The organism is Chitinophagales bacterium (assembly GCA_016787225.1).
In the GTDB taxonomy this organism is placed as follows: Bacteria; Bacteroidota; Bacteroidia; order Chitinophagales; family JADJOU01; genus CHPMRC01.
On sequence record JAEUUY010000014.1, the window covers coordinates 1 to 17,527 of the forward strand.

General features: G+C 35.6%; 13 protein-coding genes. 4 read left to right on the forward strand and 9 right to left on the reverse strand.

Annotation, left to right across the window (positions count from 1 at the left end; all coding sequences use genetic code 11):
* From JNL75_04820 to JNL75_04850, 7 genes are all read right to left on the reverse strand, one after another.
* Nucleotides 1-6,462 (reverse strand): hypothetical protein (locus JNL75_04820; protein MBL7789138.1); only part of this gene is annotated, 6,462 nt, incomplete at its 3' end.
* A gap of 101 nt (nt 6,463-6,563) precedes the next feature.
* Nucleotides 6,564-7,484: a DUF4835 family protein gene (locus JNL75_04825; protein MBL7789139.1), complete on the reverse strand. Its 921-nt coding sequence runs from the start codon at nt 7,482-7,484 to the stop codon at nt 6,564-6,566.
* A gap of 6 nt (nt 7,485-7,490) precedes the next feature.
* Nucleotides 7,491-8,144, reverse strand: a complete 654-nt coding sequence (locus JNL75_04830) for a phosphopantothenoylcysteine decarboxylase (GenBank protein ID MBL7789140.1) — start codon at nt 8,142-8,144, stop codon at nt 7,491-7,493.
* A 2-nt stretch (nt 8,145-8,146) separates the two neighbouring features.
* Nucleotides 8,147-9,094: a glycosyltransferase family 2 protein gene (locus tag JNL75_04835; GenBank protein MBL7789141.1), complete on the reverse strand. Its 948-nt coding sequence runs from the start codon at nt 9,092-9,094 to the stop codon at nt 8,147-8,149.
* A complete protein-coding gene (locus JNL75_04840; protein ID MBL7789142.1) occupies nt 9,094-9,498 on the reverse strand; it encodes a hypothetical protein in 405 nt (134 codons plus the stop codon). The genes JNL75_04835 and JNL75_04840 overlap by 1 nt, the downstream gene beginning before the upstream one ends.
* 28 nt (nt 9,499-9,526) lie before the next feature.
* Nucleotides 9,527-10,795 (reverse strand): amidohydrolase family protein, encoded by a 1,269-nt coding sequence (locus tag JNL75_04845; GenBank protein MBL7789143.1) that lies wholly within the window; start codon nt 10,793-10,795, stop codon nt 9,527-9,529.
* A 120-nt stretch (nt 10,796-10,915) separates the two neighbouring features.
* Entirely contained in the window at nt 10,916-11,953 is a 1,038-nt protein-coding gene (locus tag JNL75_04850) for a Fic family protein (GenBank protein ID MBL7789144.1), read from the reverse strand.
* 217 nt (nt 11,954-12,170) lie between these two features.
* Here JNL75_04850 and JNL75_04855 point away from each other — a divergent pair, with 217 nt between their 5' ends.
* Genes JNL75_04855 through JNL75_04870 form a run of 4 tightly spaced genes read left to right on the forward strand, consistent with a single transcriptional unit; the run spans nt 12,171 to nt 15,438 of the window.
* On the forward strand, nt 12,171-12,659 hold the full coding sequence (locus tag JNL75_04855) for a biotin/lipoyl-binding protein (GenBank protein ID MBL7789145.1): 489 nt from the start codon (nt 12,171-12,173) through the stop codon (nt 12,657-12,659).
* A 5-nt stretch (nt 12,660-12,664) separates the two neighbouring features.
* Nucleotides 12,665-13,564: a YegS/Rv2252/BmrU family lipid kinase gene (locus JNL75_04860; GenBank protein ID MBL7789146.1), complete on the forward strand. Its 900-nt coding sequence runs from the start codon at nt 12,665-12,667 to the stop codon at nt 13,562-13,564.
* A 36-nt stretch (nt 13,565-13,600) separates the two neighbouring features.
* The gene (locus JNL75_04865; GenBank protein ID MBL7789147.1) at nt 13,601-14,734 is read left to right on the forward strand and encodes a hypothetical protein; all 1,134 of its coding nucleotides are present in this window, start codon (nt 13,601-13,603) and stop codon (nt 14,732-14,734) included.
* Between the two features lie 56 nt (nt 14,735-14,790).
* A complete protein-coding gene (locus tag JNL75_04870; GenBank protein ID MBL7789148.1) occupies nt 14,791-15,438 on the forward strand; it encodes a hypothetical protein in 648 nt (215 codons plus the stop codon).
* A 1-nt stretch (nt 15,439) separates the two neighbouring features.
* Here JNL75_04870 and JNL75_04875 read toward each other — a convergent pair whose 3' ends face one another.
* Nucleotides 15,440-15,673, reverse strand: a complete 234-nt coding sequence (locus JNL75_04875) for a hypothetical protein (protein ID MBL7789149.1) — start codon at nt 15,671-15,673, stop codon at nt 15,440-15,442.
* Between the two features lie 46 nt (nt 15,674-15,719).
* Nucleotides 15,720-17,489, reverse strand: coding sequence for a family 20 glycosylhydrolase (locus JNL75_04880; protein MBL7789150.1), 1,770 nt, complete (start codon nt 17,487-17,489; stop codon nt 15,720-15,722).
* Nucleotides 17,490-17,527: the final 38 nt, after the last annotated feature.

Below are 17,527 nucleotides of genomic sequence, written 5' to 3' on the forward strand. Positions count from 1 at the left end.
AAGTGTATGGCTAGTCGTATTGCTCACCGATAGATTGAGGGTAAGGAAACTATCGCAACCTTGAGAGTTTATGAGGGTGTCGAAATATGTACCTGCGGTCGTCAGATTTTGCCCATTGAAGCTATATGGATTGTTGTTGCAAATACTCGCATTGAAGGTGTAACTGCTCGTTGGCTTAACGAATAGATTTAAATACAAGAAACTATCACAACCTTGTGCGTTGATTAAGGTGTCCTTATAGATTCCTGTCGTCGTGCGATTGATTCCATTGAATGGTCTTACTTGATTAGAACATATCGTATCGAAGATCATTCTGGAAGTGGTGTCTTTGACTAAGAGATTTAATATGATAAAACTGTCGCAACCCTTCACCGTCATTAAAGTATCCCAATAAATACCAGATGTTTGAAGGTTTGTACTCTTAAAATTATAGACTTGTCCTTTACATATGGCTTGATTTAAGGTATCTCTTTTGATGGGATTAACTGAAACAACGATAGTATCATTCAAACTGCACTCTCCAGAGCTATCCGTAACGGTAAGTATATAGGGGTTAATACCAGCTACAATACCTGAAAATAAAGGTCTGGAAATAGTAGAAGAATTTAAATATGTAGATGGATTCCAGGTGTAGTTAATTTTTGATTGACTTATTTTTCCAATAAATGCTTGATTTCCTTGGCATAGAGAAGTATCTGTTCCAGCAGCGTAAGGAGGCAAGGTATCAATAATGACTTTCGTTGTATCACTGGCAGTGCAGCCCTTACTATCTGTTACCCGAAAAATATAGGTATAGTCGCCACCTGCACTAGGATTTAGACTCGGGTTAGCGATGGTAGTATTATTCAGGAGAATACTGGGTGTCCAGCTGTAATTAAATGGTGCTACACCACCTAAATTGGATGTACCAAGTCCTATATTTTTATTCGTAGCTCCTCTGCATGTTCGTAGATAATCTCTTGAGAAAGCCACTAGGTTGCTACTTATTGCATTAACTGTTACTGTATCATAATTTCTACAGCCATTGGCAGTGTTCGTAACCGTAAGAAAATAAGTAGTAGAATTCACAGGTTTGGCAATAGGCTGGGCGATATTGGAAAAATTGAGACCAGAAGTAGGAGACCATGAGTAGGTATAACCAGCTAGGCTAGTTGTGCCGATCTGAACGCTGTCACCAGCACACAAGTAGCGAGAGGTATCTAATCCCGCATTGACCGTCACCATTGGGTGTATACGCTGGATAAATGTATCATAAATCGAACAGCCCCCTCTATTTATAGTCAAAATATTGGTATCGAGCAACATTAAAGAGGTACTCGTGTTATTTATTTTTACCAATCTTTTAGCATCCGTAGAACTATTTGACCACAGATAGCCATAGCCATTTAGAGAATCCCTTCCTATCATAATCGATTCTCCACTACAAGTTAAAGTATCTTTTAATATAGATTTTAACCCATATGGCGTAGCGATCGATGTAAAACTTTGACAACTACATGATAAGGAATCCACTAGAACTTTAAGTGAACAAACCTTACCATAAGGAAGGCTCAAACTACCAGCCCTTGTCAATGTTATAGCAGAATCTAAAGTGAAACTCGGCAATGTAGTCAAGCTATCGGCAAGTCCCATGCCTCCTAATAATCTTAACACTACATTATTCGTCTTTCTACCATAATTCTTTACATTGAAAGAGTAGTTAACAGTTTCTCCAAATGGTGGATTAGCCACAGAATTTACTACTAAATTAGATAATTCTATACTTGGTCCTAAGAGTTCAATTGTATCAAATTTAAAATCTTGAATCATTTCTACTTCACATAATCCGCCTGCGCTGCAAGACGCTGTAAGACTAAATTTTTCGAAAACTGAAATTCTTATTTGCTCCTTTTTGTTACAGGAAATCTTCTTGTCAGGTAGAATTCTCATTTTAATTTTAATAGAATCTCCAAACACAAGGGTGCTATCCATTTGCCATTCAGCAATTCTGGTTGACCCCTTTATATATACTTGTGGTATGCTATCAACTAACTTGTTTGAATTTTGAATAATTACATTATTCGTATCGCATTGAATCGTTCTAGGTAATTCAATCTGAATGTATTGGTTGCGATTAGATTTTGATCCACTGGTGTGTTTTATTTTAAATTCGACATAGCCAGAATCAATGCAAACATTAAATCCCTTTACTCCTTGTTCTAAAAGCAACATGGTATTAGTAGGTGCAGCAGGAAGCCCATTGACTTTTAATTGATTCGTAGCAAATCCTAAATCTTTAACAATAGTTCCACACGCTTGAAGAGCTTCTACTTTAAATAAAATTTGTGCTCCAGTTCTAAATGGACAGTTCGTCAAGAATTTCATTTTGAACATAGCCTTGCTGCTATCTCCTGCAAAATTTCTATTTAACAAAACTCCGTTTTTAAATTTTGAACTTAAATTAAAATGATAACTATTACTAACGACCGTAGGCGTGACATTCAATTTTTGATATGGAGCCGCCAAAGGCCAACGAATCATTGATGAATCTGCTATTAAATTTAGGGTGCTGAATAAAGGAATCTCTGCGATTAAATTAATCGCACTTAAATTTACATCTCCTAAATTAGATAATATATACTCAACCTCTATGGTATCACAAATATTGAAATTGCCACTCGTTGGTTTTAAGCTATGTCCATCTAGTTGGATATGACCTTGAACTACTTGAATCGGCAACAACGCAAAATTTTCTCGCAAATTGCATGAATAATTATTAGGAGCTGTCAAATAACCTAATTCCGGATTGACAGGATAATTGGCACAATTATATCCTTCTCGCAAAGCTATAGTATCATTATTGCAACCATTTACTTTAGCGAAAATTTTAAATTGCCTAGAAGAATTTGCTGGAAGGTTGCCAATTTTTGCCCATTTATGTTCGTTTACACCTACAGAATATGTCAAAATTGGAATATCTAAATTCGTTGCTAAATCTAATACTCTAACTACTGCAGTCGTTTTCGCCCTGAAATCTAACCAAGTGAGAGGCATAGCAGTAGTGCTGCCATTACCTATAGTTACCGTCCATTCTACAGTATCCTTCTGTGCTATATTTGCACTCGATGGATTGACGGATAGACTATGATTTGGACTAGAAGCAGCTGCAGAATATGAATTCCAAGTACCGATAACTCCACCTGCTATTAAAGTGCTATCAAAAAGTCTTGGCATTTGTCTATTATGCCAATATATACCTCTTGCTCTAATCAAATTTGGCATGAATGAGCCTACAGTATTATTATTCGATTGATAAGGTATATTTAAAGGCAAAGCACACGTAGGACGAAAATACAAGCCAATATTAAAATGATGATAATCATCAGAAGTAAACGTTGGTGTAAATTTTGGATATATGCTATCCATTCTAAATACTACACGATTAGTATACCTTTCTATCAATCGCTGATTTTGAGGCAAACTTGTTTGAGCAAATCCTATATTTCTCGCAAAATAATTAGAATCTATAAAGTTAGATAAACCTGCAGGATTTCTATTGAATGAAACGAATGAATTGACATAAGGACCTATAATTGAATCCACATAAATAGGATTATAGATAAAACTCATAGTATCCATCAGTCTATTCGAAAATCTAGTCTCATATGGAAAATAGTCTGGCGTAGGTAATTGCCAATAATACCATCGAAAAAGATGCAAGCCTGTAAGGTCACAAGCGCTTACTAATGAGGCATTTGGAGTATAATCTATTGTTGGTATCCCATGGTATAGCTGTACAACTTTTAATGGTCTTCCCCAGATATCACAGTCAAGATTTACTTGAGTAGAAACTGATTTCAATTCGCCTAATGGATTTAACTCTCGCTGCGTATTGAGATAAGGTTCTTTTTGGGTATTATGAGTAAGCACACCATTTAAGTCCAAGATAAAAGAATCTGGTTGATAAGCACTTGAACCTACTGAACCCCCTAACATAAAATTAGTGTTTCCTGCAGCTCGCACGCTATCTACAAATGCACCCAAATTTATAACTATGTCTCCGTTGCCTGTTGAAGGTCTTACATAGTTTGCATTTCTTATCAAAAAAGTATAATTGGAACCAGAGCTCACGTCGAAAATCTTAATGGTGGAATTGGATAAAAGATTGATGGTATCTAAATTGTCATATAAATTTTTAAAATGCAAATAAGCAAGACCGGAATTATAGGCAGTATCCTGCACATATCCCCGCATGGTGTATTTTACAGTATCATATGGGATAGTTTGTCCATAGTCTATACTATCTATAAATGGATGAATACTAGATATTTTCACCCTTCTATAATCTGGTAAAAAACCAATAGTTTGTCTTTTTACTTGAAAGTCCCTAATATTAAAACCTTTTTTACTTCCTGGACAATGTTTGCGAATTGGTGTAGCGTCTTTCATCAAAAACTCATCATAACAATTAGCTCCGGAAGACTTCCATTGTAGGTAAAATAAAGACCTTATTGAGTCCTGCACCAACGGTATAGTAGAATAGGCATCAGCACAAGGATTAGATAAGGTAGCGCAATCCATTGTTACCTTAAAAGGTAAAGTATGCAGTGTGTTGTTTTCTGACGTACTATTATTAAAGACAAATAACACAGTATCATAATCTCCTACTCCATCAATTTCTACCTGCTGTGCAGCATTCAACCAATGGCCACCAGGATTATTAATTTGTGAAATCGTTGGTGTTTGTGTATGCATTTTCCCAACCGAACCAGGAACATAATTTAGTCCAGGAGGAAGTATCGTTTTTATAATTATTTTTTGAGTATCAGCAAAACCATAGGGCAAACTAAATTGATTCCAAAACTTTACAAACATTGTATGCTGAGCTCCGCCGCTATAAAAATCCTCAACTCCACCCACTTCAAAAGAATTAAAGTGCTGATAATTGTAAAGGAAATTATATTGAGTCCGTGGCAATACATTTTGTTTGCACATATTTCTATAATAAATAGATGTATGCGTTTGTTGATAATCAAATACTGGTCTATTTTCATCTAACTCCCAATTTTCAGAATTAGTAAAAGAGCTGTATTTTCTTCCATTCATTCTATAAAAAACTTGTACCTGCACAGTATCACCTTCAGCGAGATCATCAACCTCTCCATCGCCATCCAAATCTTTAAGACCATTGGCAGTAGAAGCAGTATAGGTAGTTGGTGTCAGTTTAATTACTTTTTTTACCTTACCGTAATTTACTGTATCTGGATGAAAAATAGTTCCACTGGAATTGCTGAAGGTATCCTTTAAAGAAACTTTAACTCCATTGATTTTTATGGAATCTATTTCATACTGAAATGTACCATCATTGTTTTTTGTGAAGCCATTAAGGGCATTAGTAGCTGCAAATGGCCAAACTGTTGATGATTGGAAAATATCTAAATCATATAATGTCCCTACACCAGAAATGCCCCCACCATTAGATGTATTTTTATAGGTAGTCCTCACTTCAAAAGGTTTGCAGAAACTGAATCTATTATTGCTTCCCAGTAAATTGCTAAAACCATTCCCAGAATAAAAATTCAAAACAGTTAAGGCATAACTAACAACCTTCGCCTCGCCAATAGCGTTAAGATCCGTACTTTTGGCGCAAAATTGATTCGAAGGAACAAAACAACTATAAGTCGCATAATACTTTAAGCCTAAATTGGAAGGAAGTGAGGTATTACAACTTATCACTTTCATGGTATCATAAAAATTAAAGTTTTCTCCAAACTCCAGAATCGTATCTCCATCACCAACTGCTGTAAAATCAGATCCCCTGAAGGTATATGTAAATGTATCGTTATTACTAGACTGAGTATAGGTTCCTCGATTCAATCCTATAAGTTTGTAATGTTTATTTGAGTTGATGACACTAACCTTTATAGTCGTTAGACCCACTACTGAGTTTGTAGATTGTAGATTAAACCCTCTAACCACATTTTTTTCTGTAGTTAAGTTTTGCAAAAAGCCTGCAGGAGTCTGATTAGCGATAGATGTGTTAGATATTCCTGTTAAAGTAACCGCAGGGAATACTACATTTATAATGCTTGTATTGATAGTTGCAAGTAAAGCATTGGTGCTACTTCTAAGAACATTAGAAATAGCTGTAGATGTTGAAAAACAGCCTGGTTGAATAAAGTATTTTATTTTGACGGTATTACCAGGCGCTATGCTAGCTATTGTAAATTCTGGATTCGCATGACTGCTATTGGTTATAGTCACTCCACCCGTAGATACCAAGCCAGTGTAATTAAATCCATTGAGTGAGGGAACAAGTTTAACATTGGTCAGTGTTGCCAGAGTCGAGTTGGTAACATTTACTACAATGGTGTCAACATTCAGACAGGTGCCTAGAGACGTTGGCTGATAGGCAACGGATAACGTCTGCCCATTAACAATCCAAAGATTGAAAGTTAAAATGAAAAAAAGTAGCCCTTTCATTCTTGACATAGACACAGCCTTACAAGCCTCTTGCCCGTTTAACCTGCAAGTTTACGAATATTTAAAGGAATATGTCTGAAATTCAGACAAGTTATATAACATTATAACCCTAAACCCTGATTGATTTTACCGCTAATATTAGGCTCGATTCCGGAGACCATTTCGGCTATTTTTTTCTTACGAATCACAGATTCTTTAGCGAAAAGATTGGCGATTTCATCGGCTTTGGTTAAAACAAAATGTTTATGGATATAGTGTTTCGAAGGAAGGTCGTAGATATCTTTTAGACTTAATTCTATATTGTCTAAGGCTTGTTTGGCATTGCTCTCCAGCAAATCTATACCATCTATATGATATTTGTATACCGCATTGCGAAATTTATCATTAGAGTTTCCTATCATAGCGAGAATAATGCCTACACGTGTCTGCTGCCCCGATATATCCATAGCCTGGCTCGCTTGCCAGCCTTTAGCGGGTGTGCCTGCCACGTTCAAGTTAGCAGGCACCATGTTGCAGATATTATTACATTTTTCTAGCAAGGCTTGACCCCCCTTATTTGAAAAAGTCTCATTCTCTGTAGCTATAATATAATAGGCATAAAATGCTAATGTTGCCGAAAGATTGCTAATAAAATTATTGTCAGCATAATCTATAGGTTGATTTTCGATATATTCAAAAGGTATAGCAGGATCTTTATGCCTGAGCAGCGGTGAGGTATAGGTACTGTTAAAAACTGGCCGCTCTGACTGAATAGTGAATTCGGCAGTAAAAGCATTCTCCTTGCCGGCATCTGTGATATTGATGGTCAAATAGCAACTTATTTTCTGATGTGCTGCATAGTTTTCATCTGTCCATTTACGAAGATTCATAAACTCTGAAATACTTTTTTCCATATTGGTAAATACAGCTTTGTTTATCGAGGTTGTATTCGCATTCAAGATAACCTGTACCCTGCAGTTTAATTCTTGAGCAATGCTACTCAGGCTACATAGTGAAAGAATACAACTTATGAAAAATTTCATGGCTAACTATAACTTCGCTTCTAAATAATTTACAATATCCACTGCAACCTCTTGTTTGCTTTTTAACTCAAAACTAGTGATTTTATTTTCTTTGTCAATACAGGTAATTTTATTCGTATCATGTTGAAAGCCCGCACCTTTATCATTCAAAGTGTTTAATACAATGAGGTCTAGGTTCTTTTTTACAATCTTCTTTTTTGCATTTTCTATTTCGTCATTGGTTTCTAATGCAAAACCTACTAAAAATTGATTTACTTCTTTAATCTGTCCTATCGAATGAAGAATATCTTTGGTTTTAACCAATTCTAACGTCAATTCACTAGTATTCTTTTTTATTTTATGTTCAGATACTTCTTTAGGTTTATAATCAGCCACCGCTGCAGCGAAAATCCCAATAGTGCAATTCGTCCATTCATTGTGCACTGCTTTATACATTTCGTCACTCGATTCCACTCGCACGATTTTTCGAACCTTTTCCGAAACCGGGATAGTAGATGGTCCAAGTACTAATATGACATCCGCTCCTCTTATCGCTAACTCTTCGGCTATCGCTATTCCCATTTTACCACTGGATCTATTTCCAATAAACCGCACAGGGTCAATAGCTTCATAGGTAGGTCCTGCAGTAACTAGACAGCGGACAGCATTCAAAGAACTCAATCCTAAATTGTTTTTTCTATTAAATAATGATTTCTATCTGCCGAAGACCTCGAAACTAACTCTCCTAAAAATCCCGCTAAAAACATCTGCGAGCCTATAATCATCAATGTCAAAGCAAAGTAAAAAAATGGGCTATTGGTTACCAAGGGAGCTGTATGGCCATTGGCTAATGCCAAATATTTCTCGAAACCAAGATATCCAGCCATAAGTAATCCAATGAAAAACATAAGTACACCAATGGTGCCAAAAAAATGCATTGGACTTTTTGAAAATCTAGAAACAAACGTAATAGACATCAAATCAAGAAATCCAAAGATGAATCGTTCCAAACCAAACTTAGTAACCCCATACTTGCGTGCTTGATGTTGTACTACTTTTTCTTTGATTTTGACAAACCCAGCACGCTTAGCCATAATGGGAATATAGCGATGCATTTCACCATAGACCTCTATAGACTTTATCACCTTGCTATTATAGGCCTTCAATCCACAATTAAAATCATGCAAATAAACTCCACTCATCTTCCTTGCTGCCCAGTTATATAACTTTGTAGGAATAGTTTTAGATAGCGGGTCATGTCTTTTTTGTTTCCAACCACTCACTAAATCCAATTTATCTTCCGTTATCATACGATACAATTCCGGAATTTCATCAGGACTATCTTGTAAGTCGGCATCCATCGTGATAACTACCTTTCCTTTAGCTGCCGCAAATCCTTGATGCAGGGCTGCACTTTTCCCATAATTTCTCTGAAATTTGATGCCTCGCACGAAACCGTATTCAGCAGATAATTTTTCTATGACTTCCCATGAATTATCCTTGCTACCGTCATCCACGAGTATTGCTTCGTATTGAATACTCATTTTATCTGCAACAGACTTTATCCAAGAAATTAATTCCGGTAAACTTTCGTCTTCGTTATATAAAGGTATGACTACTGATAAATCCATTATTTTTTATTATGAAATAAGCCACTCGTTATCACACCAAAGATAGCACTAAAAACAGAAAAGGCTATGATATAGATATTAAAATATAATAAATAGTGTTTCCAGTTATTTAACTCAGGAAAAAACCCAGGCTTTATGTATAGCTGAATCAATAACACAGATATATAATAAAATATTCCCTGCATCATACCAGCCTGTATGGAAGCTTTGAAGCCTTCTGACCAGCTAATAGAATACCCATTAGCTCTCTTAGTAAATAAAACAGCAAACATAGAATTGAAAAACAATAGCCCCGATATTAAAATGATTCCAGGAGTTTTTTCCGGCAAGGGCATAACCAAGGCAATATTAATACCAACAGTTAATAACCCAAAAACTATACCTACAATGAGAGAGGGTTTCATTTATGTCTTATTAGGATTATGCTATAATTTAATTGAAAAATTGTTGTCTGCCATTTGAAATTAATCCTACGACTTTAGAAGAAAATTTCTTGCCGAACATTGATGAGTTATTGCTTTTTGACTTATTGTATTTTGTGTTAAATTCATAAGTTGAATTTAAATCTAGTATCGTGAATGACCCATTTACTCCTACATCGAATTTAGGTAGTTCGATATCTAAATAGCGTGCCGGATTGGTGGACATAAGTTCTATGCAGCGTTCGATATGCTCTTCTCCAAAAGACTCCAGACATGACAAAACAGAAGTTTGAAGATTGACAACTCCATAAGAGGCCAAGTCAAATTCTAGTACCTTTTCTTCTGCTGTGCACGGTGTATGCTGTGAGTAAATAATATCTATCTTGCCATCTATAGCTGCTTTCAGCATTGCTTTTTGGTCTTTCGCAGAGCGCAAGGGTGGATTTAGTTTAAAATTGGTATCATAGTCTTTCAGCGAACTCTCATTAAAAGCTAAATGTGTACTAGAAATCGTAGTGTAAAACTGCTTCTTCTCTTTATTAGCAACGGTAATAAGTTTCAAACTTTCAGGAGTTGTCACATTGAGAATTAAAATTTCGGCATCGGTATATTGTGCCAATTGAATAATCTCGGCTACAGCCATAAACTCTGCTTCCTTAGGAATGCCTTTATAGCCTAGCATGAGGGACATCAATCCCTGATTTACTTGACCCTTTTTTGACAACACCTTTTTCTCAGGGTGTATTATGAGTTTGCCTCCAAATCCTTGGCAATAAAGCATAGCATTTTTCAATACACCAAGGCTAGGCGTTGACTCATTTCCATCTGAGAAAGCTACTGCGCCTGCTTGTTTCATATCCATCATTGATGATATGACTGTTTCATTTTCTGCTTTAGTCACGTTGCCTATAGGCAATACTTGACAAAGGCTATCTGCATTTTTTGATTTTAGAAATGAAATATCTGATTTGCTCTGAGTATATTTGCCCTCTCCAGGCATATGAGCCACAAATCCAAAACCTCCATGAACCGCAGTTTCTATAAAGCTATCCAAAGTTTCCGATTCTAATCGAAAAGGCTCGCCAGAACTCGCATTGATATCCACAAAAGCAGGAGAAAGTACGAGTTTCTTTCCTTCGATGAGTTGATATCCTTTATCTGCATTTAGATTTTTCTCCGCTCGGACGATACGACCTCTGTCAATCTCAATATCTAACTTCTTCTGGTAAAAAGGGGAACCTTTGTCTAATATCAAGACATTTTTGACAATATATTTCATCAAAGAACAAAGGTAAGGGAAAAGGAATAAATGACGTTGAAATTTGAATACGACCCGAATGTTTCTATTATTTAAGTCAATTATCCAATAAATTCAATCAAAGTCTCATAGATAAAGGTTTTAAAAATATGAGTTTACTGCAAATTCATATTGATCAATAAAAATTTGCTTCATAGCAGATAGATTATTTTGCTCATAAAAAAGAAGCATTGCTTTTTTATATTCTAGTGAATCCACAGTCCTATATGACATTGGACAATATTTTCCATTGATTAATATTGCATTACTCACTATTCTAGCTGTCCGCTTATTTCCATCCATAAAAGGCTGTATATAAGAAATTAATACAAGTGCTAAAAGGGCTTTTTCATAAACATTATTTTTGCCATTTATAACACAAAAAGATAAATCTAGAGCTTCCTTAATTTGAAATAAATTGTCCAAGGGCTTGTAATTCGTGCCAGATATACCTACTCGTTTATTACGAATGTTTCGGTCTATAGATAACTCTTTCGTCAAAATATGATGTATATCTTCGACCTTAGATATTGATAGAATTTCAAGATAGTTGGGCTGTTCCAGCAAGAAATCAAGTGCATCCTTATGATTTAAGAGCATTATTGCCTCTTCTTTTGTCTTACCGGCTGCCGTTTGCTTATCTATTAGAAGTCTTTCTGTTTCAAGTAAAGAGTAGGTATTCCCTTCTATTTGAGAGGATTTCCAACTTAGGTCTATTGCCAATCTCTCAAATTCCTTTTTGTACTCTGAAGTGGTTAGCTCTTTAATATTAGTTTTAAATTTTTCCTCCAAATTGGCTAATTTTTCCAACTCTTCATTATTAAAAATACAATAACTAGAAATTACCTCTCTTATTACACCAAAATTAAAATGCTTTTTTATTTTTCGTTCGTCCACATCGAGTGCAAAGTAAGAGTTTACATCAATTGGTGACAGCAAGGAATACAACGGTGATAGAGAATATTTAGTAGCCTTGCCACGCCCTGTAACTGAAATGTAATTTTCTTTGACAAGTTTTGCCAAATCTCTTTTTAGAGTTGCATAACTGCATTCTATTTTGATTTGTTCATAAATGAATTGCGAAGAACTTGAACCAGCTCGCTCAACAATATCTATGATTTTTTGTTCTCTTTCTTCCATTTTAAGATTTTGAAGCTCACAAATATATCAAATACAGCTCATTTTTGGCTAAATTTGCACCTAATTTTACATTAAAGTGAGCTTAAAGCATACCCCACAACTAAATCATATTGTCGCCATGTTGTGGTTTCTAATGATTGATTGAGATAATAGCAAATCCAAACTAATCACCTAATTTGTGCCTATTTGACTATTTTTACTCTTCTATATATAAATTATGATAAAAATACAAGTAGCCCAGCAGGAAGCCAAGATTTTCTCTGACGAGCAAATAGCTCAGTTTAAAGATGATCTAGACATAAAAGAAGTACAATCTCAAATCTATAGTGTACTACACAATCACAAGAGCCATGAAATATCGATATCTAAAATCGATAGAGAATCACGCACGATAAGCTTGACGATAGATGGCATAGCTACACAAGTTAAATATGCTAGCAAAATGGATTTACTCCTGGAAAAAATGGGAATAGATACCAGCTCTGCCAATAAACTAACCGTATTAAAAGCGCCTATGCCGGGTCTAGTCGTAGATTGGTTCGTGAAAGAAGGTGATAGCGTGCAAGCAGGCGATAAGCTGCTCATTCTCGAGGCTATGAAGATGGAAAATGTCATCAAATCTACTGGTGAAGGAACTATCAAAAAGATACACCCAGCCAAAGGAATAGCGGTTGAAAAAAATCAATTGCTGATAGAGTTCAATTAGCTGTTTTGACTACTCGTAAAATTGCGCTCATAGCCAATTTGGCTTCTAAAAACCATAGTGACCAAAGCAAATTTGATGCTTTTGTTTTCGACAAATTAGAAGAAAATGAAATTGAAATAGCATTTTATAAAACCAATTCCCTACAAAATTTAGAAAAAGTAGTAAGACTTGGTCTACAAAATCATATCACAGAGTTTGTAACTATTGGTGGCGATGGAAGTTTACACCACTTAGTGAATCAATTATTTCGTCATGCGCCAGATATTTCACAAATAAAAATAGCGGTATTGCCCAAGGGCACAGGCAATGATTATATCCGAAATTTTAACTTTCAGTCGAAGCGAGAAATTCTAGACACACTCTTAAAATCAAGCTATAAAGCTATCGACATAGGTCAGTTAAACTTTGATGCCTACACAAAATATTTTATCAATATGCTAGGTATAGGCTTCAGTGCAGCAGTGGTTAAAAAGTTGAATCGCTACAAGTGGCTTGGCGGAATTAGTTATTATTTGGCATTGGTTGATACGTTTTTTAGCTATCAATCGGACATGATACATTTGATTATAGACGGCAAGGAACAAATTTATGATTGTTTCCAACTCTCGGTAGGTAATGGTAAATATGCAGGCAATGGAATGAAGCTATGCCCAGAGGCCATCACAGATGATGGCTTTTTTGAGGTAAATATCATTCGCAAAATAAGCTTGTGGAAATTACTGCGCTATATGCATACCTTGAAAGATGGTAGTTATTTGAATTACATTTCATCCCTTACCTTACGCGCGCAAACCATCACAATATTGGATAGTAGCTCCTTGCATTGTGAAGCGGACGGTGAAGAAATACCTATGCCGAAAGAAATTGCTATTTTGCCTCAAATAGTTAAAATGCCAGTTGGATAACATTTTGATTATATTTGTAACTAAGACACTTTTAATATGATAGAAATAAAACAGATAGATTTAACAAATTCAAGTCAGAAAAAATCCTTTGTCGATTTTGATTATCAAATATACAAGGATTATCCGCATTGGGTAGCACCACTCCGTATGGATGTCAATCAAAGACTTAATGTCAAAAAACATCCTTTTTATAAAATAGGGAGTATTCAAGCATTTATGGCATATCAGAATGGAAAAGCCGTGGGGCGAATTGCTGCTATAGACAATCACAAGTACAATGAATTTCATGGAAGTAAAATAGGCTTCTTTGGTTTTTTTGAATGTATTAACGACCAAAATGTAGCGAATGCCTTATTTGATAAAGTAAAAGAATATCACATACAAGCTGGTAATAGCTTTCTCCATGGACCTGTCAATCCCTCTACCAACTACGAAGCGGGATTGCTAATTGATGGTTTTGATGATGCACCAAAAATTATGATGACCTACAATCCTCCATATTATATCGAGCTTCTTGAGAAATTTGGTATGAAATTGGAGATGCGCATGTTTGCCTATAAATTTGAAGAAGAAGATGTATTGAAAAATGAAAAATTTATGCGAGTAAAAGATATAGCACTCACTCGCTCGAAATGCACGCTTCGCTTTATTGACCCTAAGAAGCTCAATGTCGAAATTGAGAATATCAAAAAAATTTACAACAAAGCTTGGGAAAATAATTGGGGTTTTGTACCCATGACTGATCCAGAACTCGACCTGATGGCAAGTGAACTCAAACTCATTCTCGACCCTAGCCTAGCACCTATGATCGTCAACGAAAAGGGAGAGGTTATAGCTTTTGCCTTAGCTATGCGAGACATCAATCAAATCACCAAAGACTTTAACGGCAATCTTTTTCCATTCAATTTTCTCAAACTGATATTCAACAAAGGAAAAATGGATTGGCTTCGAGTTTTACTCTTAGGAATACTCCCTGAATACAGAGGTAAGGGACTCGATGCTGTATTGTATTATGAAATTATAAAAAATGGCATGCAGCTCAATATCAAACATGCCGAAGCCAGCTGGATTCTTGAATCGAATGAAGGTATGAACAAGGGTGTGCAAGTAGTCAATGGCGAGAAGTATAAAACCTATGGTATTTATCAATTACAAATAGGAAGTGAATAATTTTTTAATGGTTTAACTTTTTAGCTTAAAAACCTGTCCAATCAGAAAATCTAAAAATGCAACGTTTAAAACTGCTCGTTCTATTCTTATTGACGATTCTGCAATCACAATTACAATCTCAAGACTCAACTAGTACTTCAGGACTTTTTGAAGGGAAAGTAACCTATATTCATCAAATTCTCAATCCTAATAAAGCACTTATCTCTGATGAAGATTTTTATAGGGATATGCCTAATGCGGGCAAGTCTATAGTTGTGCTGTATATCAAAGGAAATCAATATCGCTGGGAGTATGCCGATAAAATAGAATACTATAACCCAAAAAATCAACTCCTCACTATAGTGTCTAAAAGAATAGAAGATTCTTTTTATATAACGCCATCCAGCTTTGTTGAAGAGAAAATAGAGAAAATAGTCAAATCTAGTTTAACCAAGAAACTATTGGGTTATGAATTAGTAGCTCAAGAAATTCATACAAAATGGGATACCAAAACTTTTTTCTATTCCCCAATGGCGCTTAAAACTAATCCTAGTTTCTGGAAAAATCACAAATACAATTATCTGTCAGATATGACAGCAATAGCTAAGGCTTTTCCTATGATTATCCATCAGCAAAGCCTGCTGGGAAACTGGATAATGGCTGTATCAAAAATAGAACCAATGATAGTGGAAGAATCTATATTTATTCTTCCTGAAAAGAGATGATTTATCTTTCTAATACGAGATAGGTTCCATAAAAGGCAACAGTCACCCCTATAGAAGTTAGACCATACAATAATAAATCACGCATTTCTGGAATAAAATCAAGCATTGTAAATACACCGCCGAGAAAGCCAATAAAACCGCCCAGAGCCATCAATCTCCAACCATTTGCAACTCTGGATTTCGTTTGAGCATCCTCGTCATTATGAACTTGTTGTTTATTTTTCAATTCATTCATAAAATTAGTTTTTATCGAAGTTAACTTAAATAGAAAGAATTGAAATTTATTTTTTAGCAGGAATAAACATGGTATAAGGTAGACTTGTTCTATTTTCATTACTCACACTTACCACAATAGTGCGAGGCTTATTTGAAGGTTCTATCGTAGTAATAAAATTTGACATATTCAAAGGTTTGTCATCCAAGTATGCATAAACCGTGTGCTTCTTGCAAATTGGCCAAAGATTGAGCTCCACCGTTTGATTAACTTCTAAGGTATCTTTATATCCTATGGGTTCCGGGATTCGATAGTTTATACCTTGCTTATCCATCCATTCTAATTCTAATCCCAATCGCTCATAAAACTCATATAAATTTTTTGAATCATCCGGTATCCAGAATATTTCACTAAGAGCCTGCATACGAGGATAGACCATGTACTCAACTTTCTGCCAATTCTTCATATACTCTGTCCATACATTACCTTGTGCACCTAAAATATATCTATAATTCGTATCGTAATAAGTAAATGGGCTATATTTATAATTATAGACATCAGCTAATGTATTTTTTCCACCAATATTGATGGGCTCATCTTTAGATTTACTGTATCCATGGTCAAAGTACAAGGGCTTGCCAGGTGTCATAATGGCATTATGTTTTGCCTTGGCTGCGGCTATACCTCCCGCTTCTCCTCTCCAGCTCATCACGGTAGCATTAGGAGCTAATCCCCCTTCTAGGATTTCATCCCATCCTATGATTTTGCGGCCCTTACTATTGACATACTTTTCCACCCTTTTTATAAAATAACTTTGTAGCTCTTCTACATCATGAATTTTATTGTCTCTCATAAATGTTTTACACTGAGGAGAATTCTTCCATGTAGTCTTGACGACTTCATCTCCACCTATGTGTATATATTCAGAGGGAAACAGAGCTATCACTTCATCTAACACATCCTCTACAAATTTATAAGTAGATTCCTGACATGGACATAATACTTCGTCATATACACCCCATCGCTTTCCTACCTCCACAGGTTTTCCAGTGCAGCTCAGATGAGGATAGGATGCTATAGCCGCCAACATGTGACCAGGCATATCTATCTCGGGCACTACTGTTATAAATTTCTCCTTTGCATAAGCCACAATCTCTTTGATTTGTGCTTGAGTATAATACCCATTGACGGTAATATTGTCATAATTTCCATCCCCTTCTGGACTGGTCTGGCGACCTATCAAGGTGCCACTACGCTTACTGCCTATTTCTGTGAGTTTGGGGTATTTTTTTATTTCAATTCGCCACCCTTGATCTTCGGTCAAATGCCAATGAAAGTAATTAAACTGATAACGCGCCATCATGTCGATATATTTTTTCACCTCTTCTACTGTAAAAAAATGCCTACAAACATCTAAGTGCATTCCTCGATACTTAGCTCTCGTTCCTGACATAATTTCGCCTTCAGCCAAAGTCTTATTCTCATCCATTTTTTTCAAAGCTTGAAGTGCGTAGAATGCTCCTACTTTACCAGCTTTTATCGTGATGTCATTTTTAAAAAGGCGCATTTTATAATTATCCCTTATCGCGTCTGCTGTATCTATCTCTAGGTCTATTCTAGTAAACTTAGTAGACGTATCATTTGATTTCATCATTTTTTTTACATACTGAATATTGAAAAAACTATCAGGGCAATGGCCGACAAATTGAGTGCCCTTTATGGTAAATTTCTGTCCCATAACCTTAGTAGAAAAAGGCTTGGGCACGAGTCCGAATTGCTGAGAATACAAACTAATATTAACTATAAATGCTAATAATATGATTAACTTTCTTTTCAAGGGATTATAAATTTTGTATAAGCAAATTTAGAGAAATT

What these genes read in the sequence shown, in the direction of transcription:
- JNL75_04875 (MBL7789149.1), bottom strand. Translation starts at nt 15,673, where the DNA reads ATGAATGAATTGAAAAATAAACAACAAGTTCATAATGACGAGGATGCT.
- JNL75_04865 (MBL7789147.1), top strand. Translation starts at nt 13,601, where the DNA reads ATGATAGAAATAAAACAGATAGATTTAACAAATTCAAGTCAGAAAAAA.
- JNL75_04855 (MBL7789145.1), top strand. Translation starts at nt 12,171, where the DNA reads ATGATAAAAATACAAGTAGCCCAGCAGGAAGCCAAGATTTTCTCTGAC.
- JNL75_04835 (MBL7789141.1), bottom strand. Translation starts at nt 9,094, where the DNA reads ATGGATTTATCAGTAGTCATACCTTTATATAACGAAGACGAAAGTTTA.
- JNL75_04840 (MBL7789142.1), bottom strand. Translation starts at nt 9,498, where the DNA reads ATGAAACCCTCTCTCATTGTAGGTATAGTTTTTGGGTTATTAACTGTT.
- JNL75_04850 (MBL7789144.1), bottom strand. Translation starts at nt 11,953, where the DNA reads ATGGAAGAAAGAGAACAAAAAATCATAGATATTGTTGAGCGAGCTGGT.
- JNL75_04825 (MBL7789139.1), bottom strand. Translation starts at nt 7,484, where the DNA reads ATGAAATTTTTCATAAGTTGTATTCTTTCACTATGTAGCCTGAGTAGC.
- JNL75_04845 (MBL7789143.1), bottom strand. Translation starts at nt 10,795, where the DNA reads ATGAAATATATTGTCAAAAATGTCTTGATATTAGACAAAGGTTCCCCT.
- JNL75_04870 (MBL7789148.1), top strand. Translation starts at nt 14,791, where the DNA reads ATGCAACGTTTAAAACTGCTCGTTCTATTCTTATTGACGATTCTGCAA.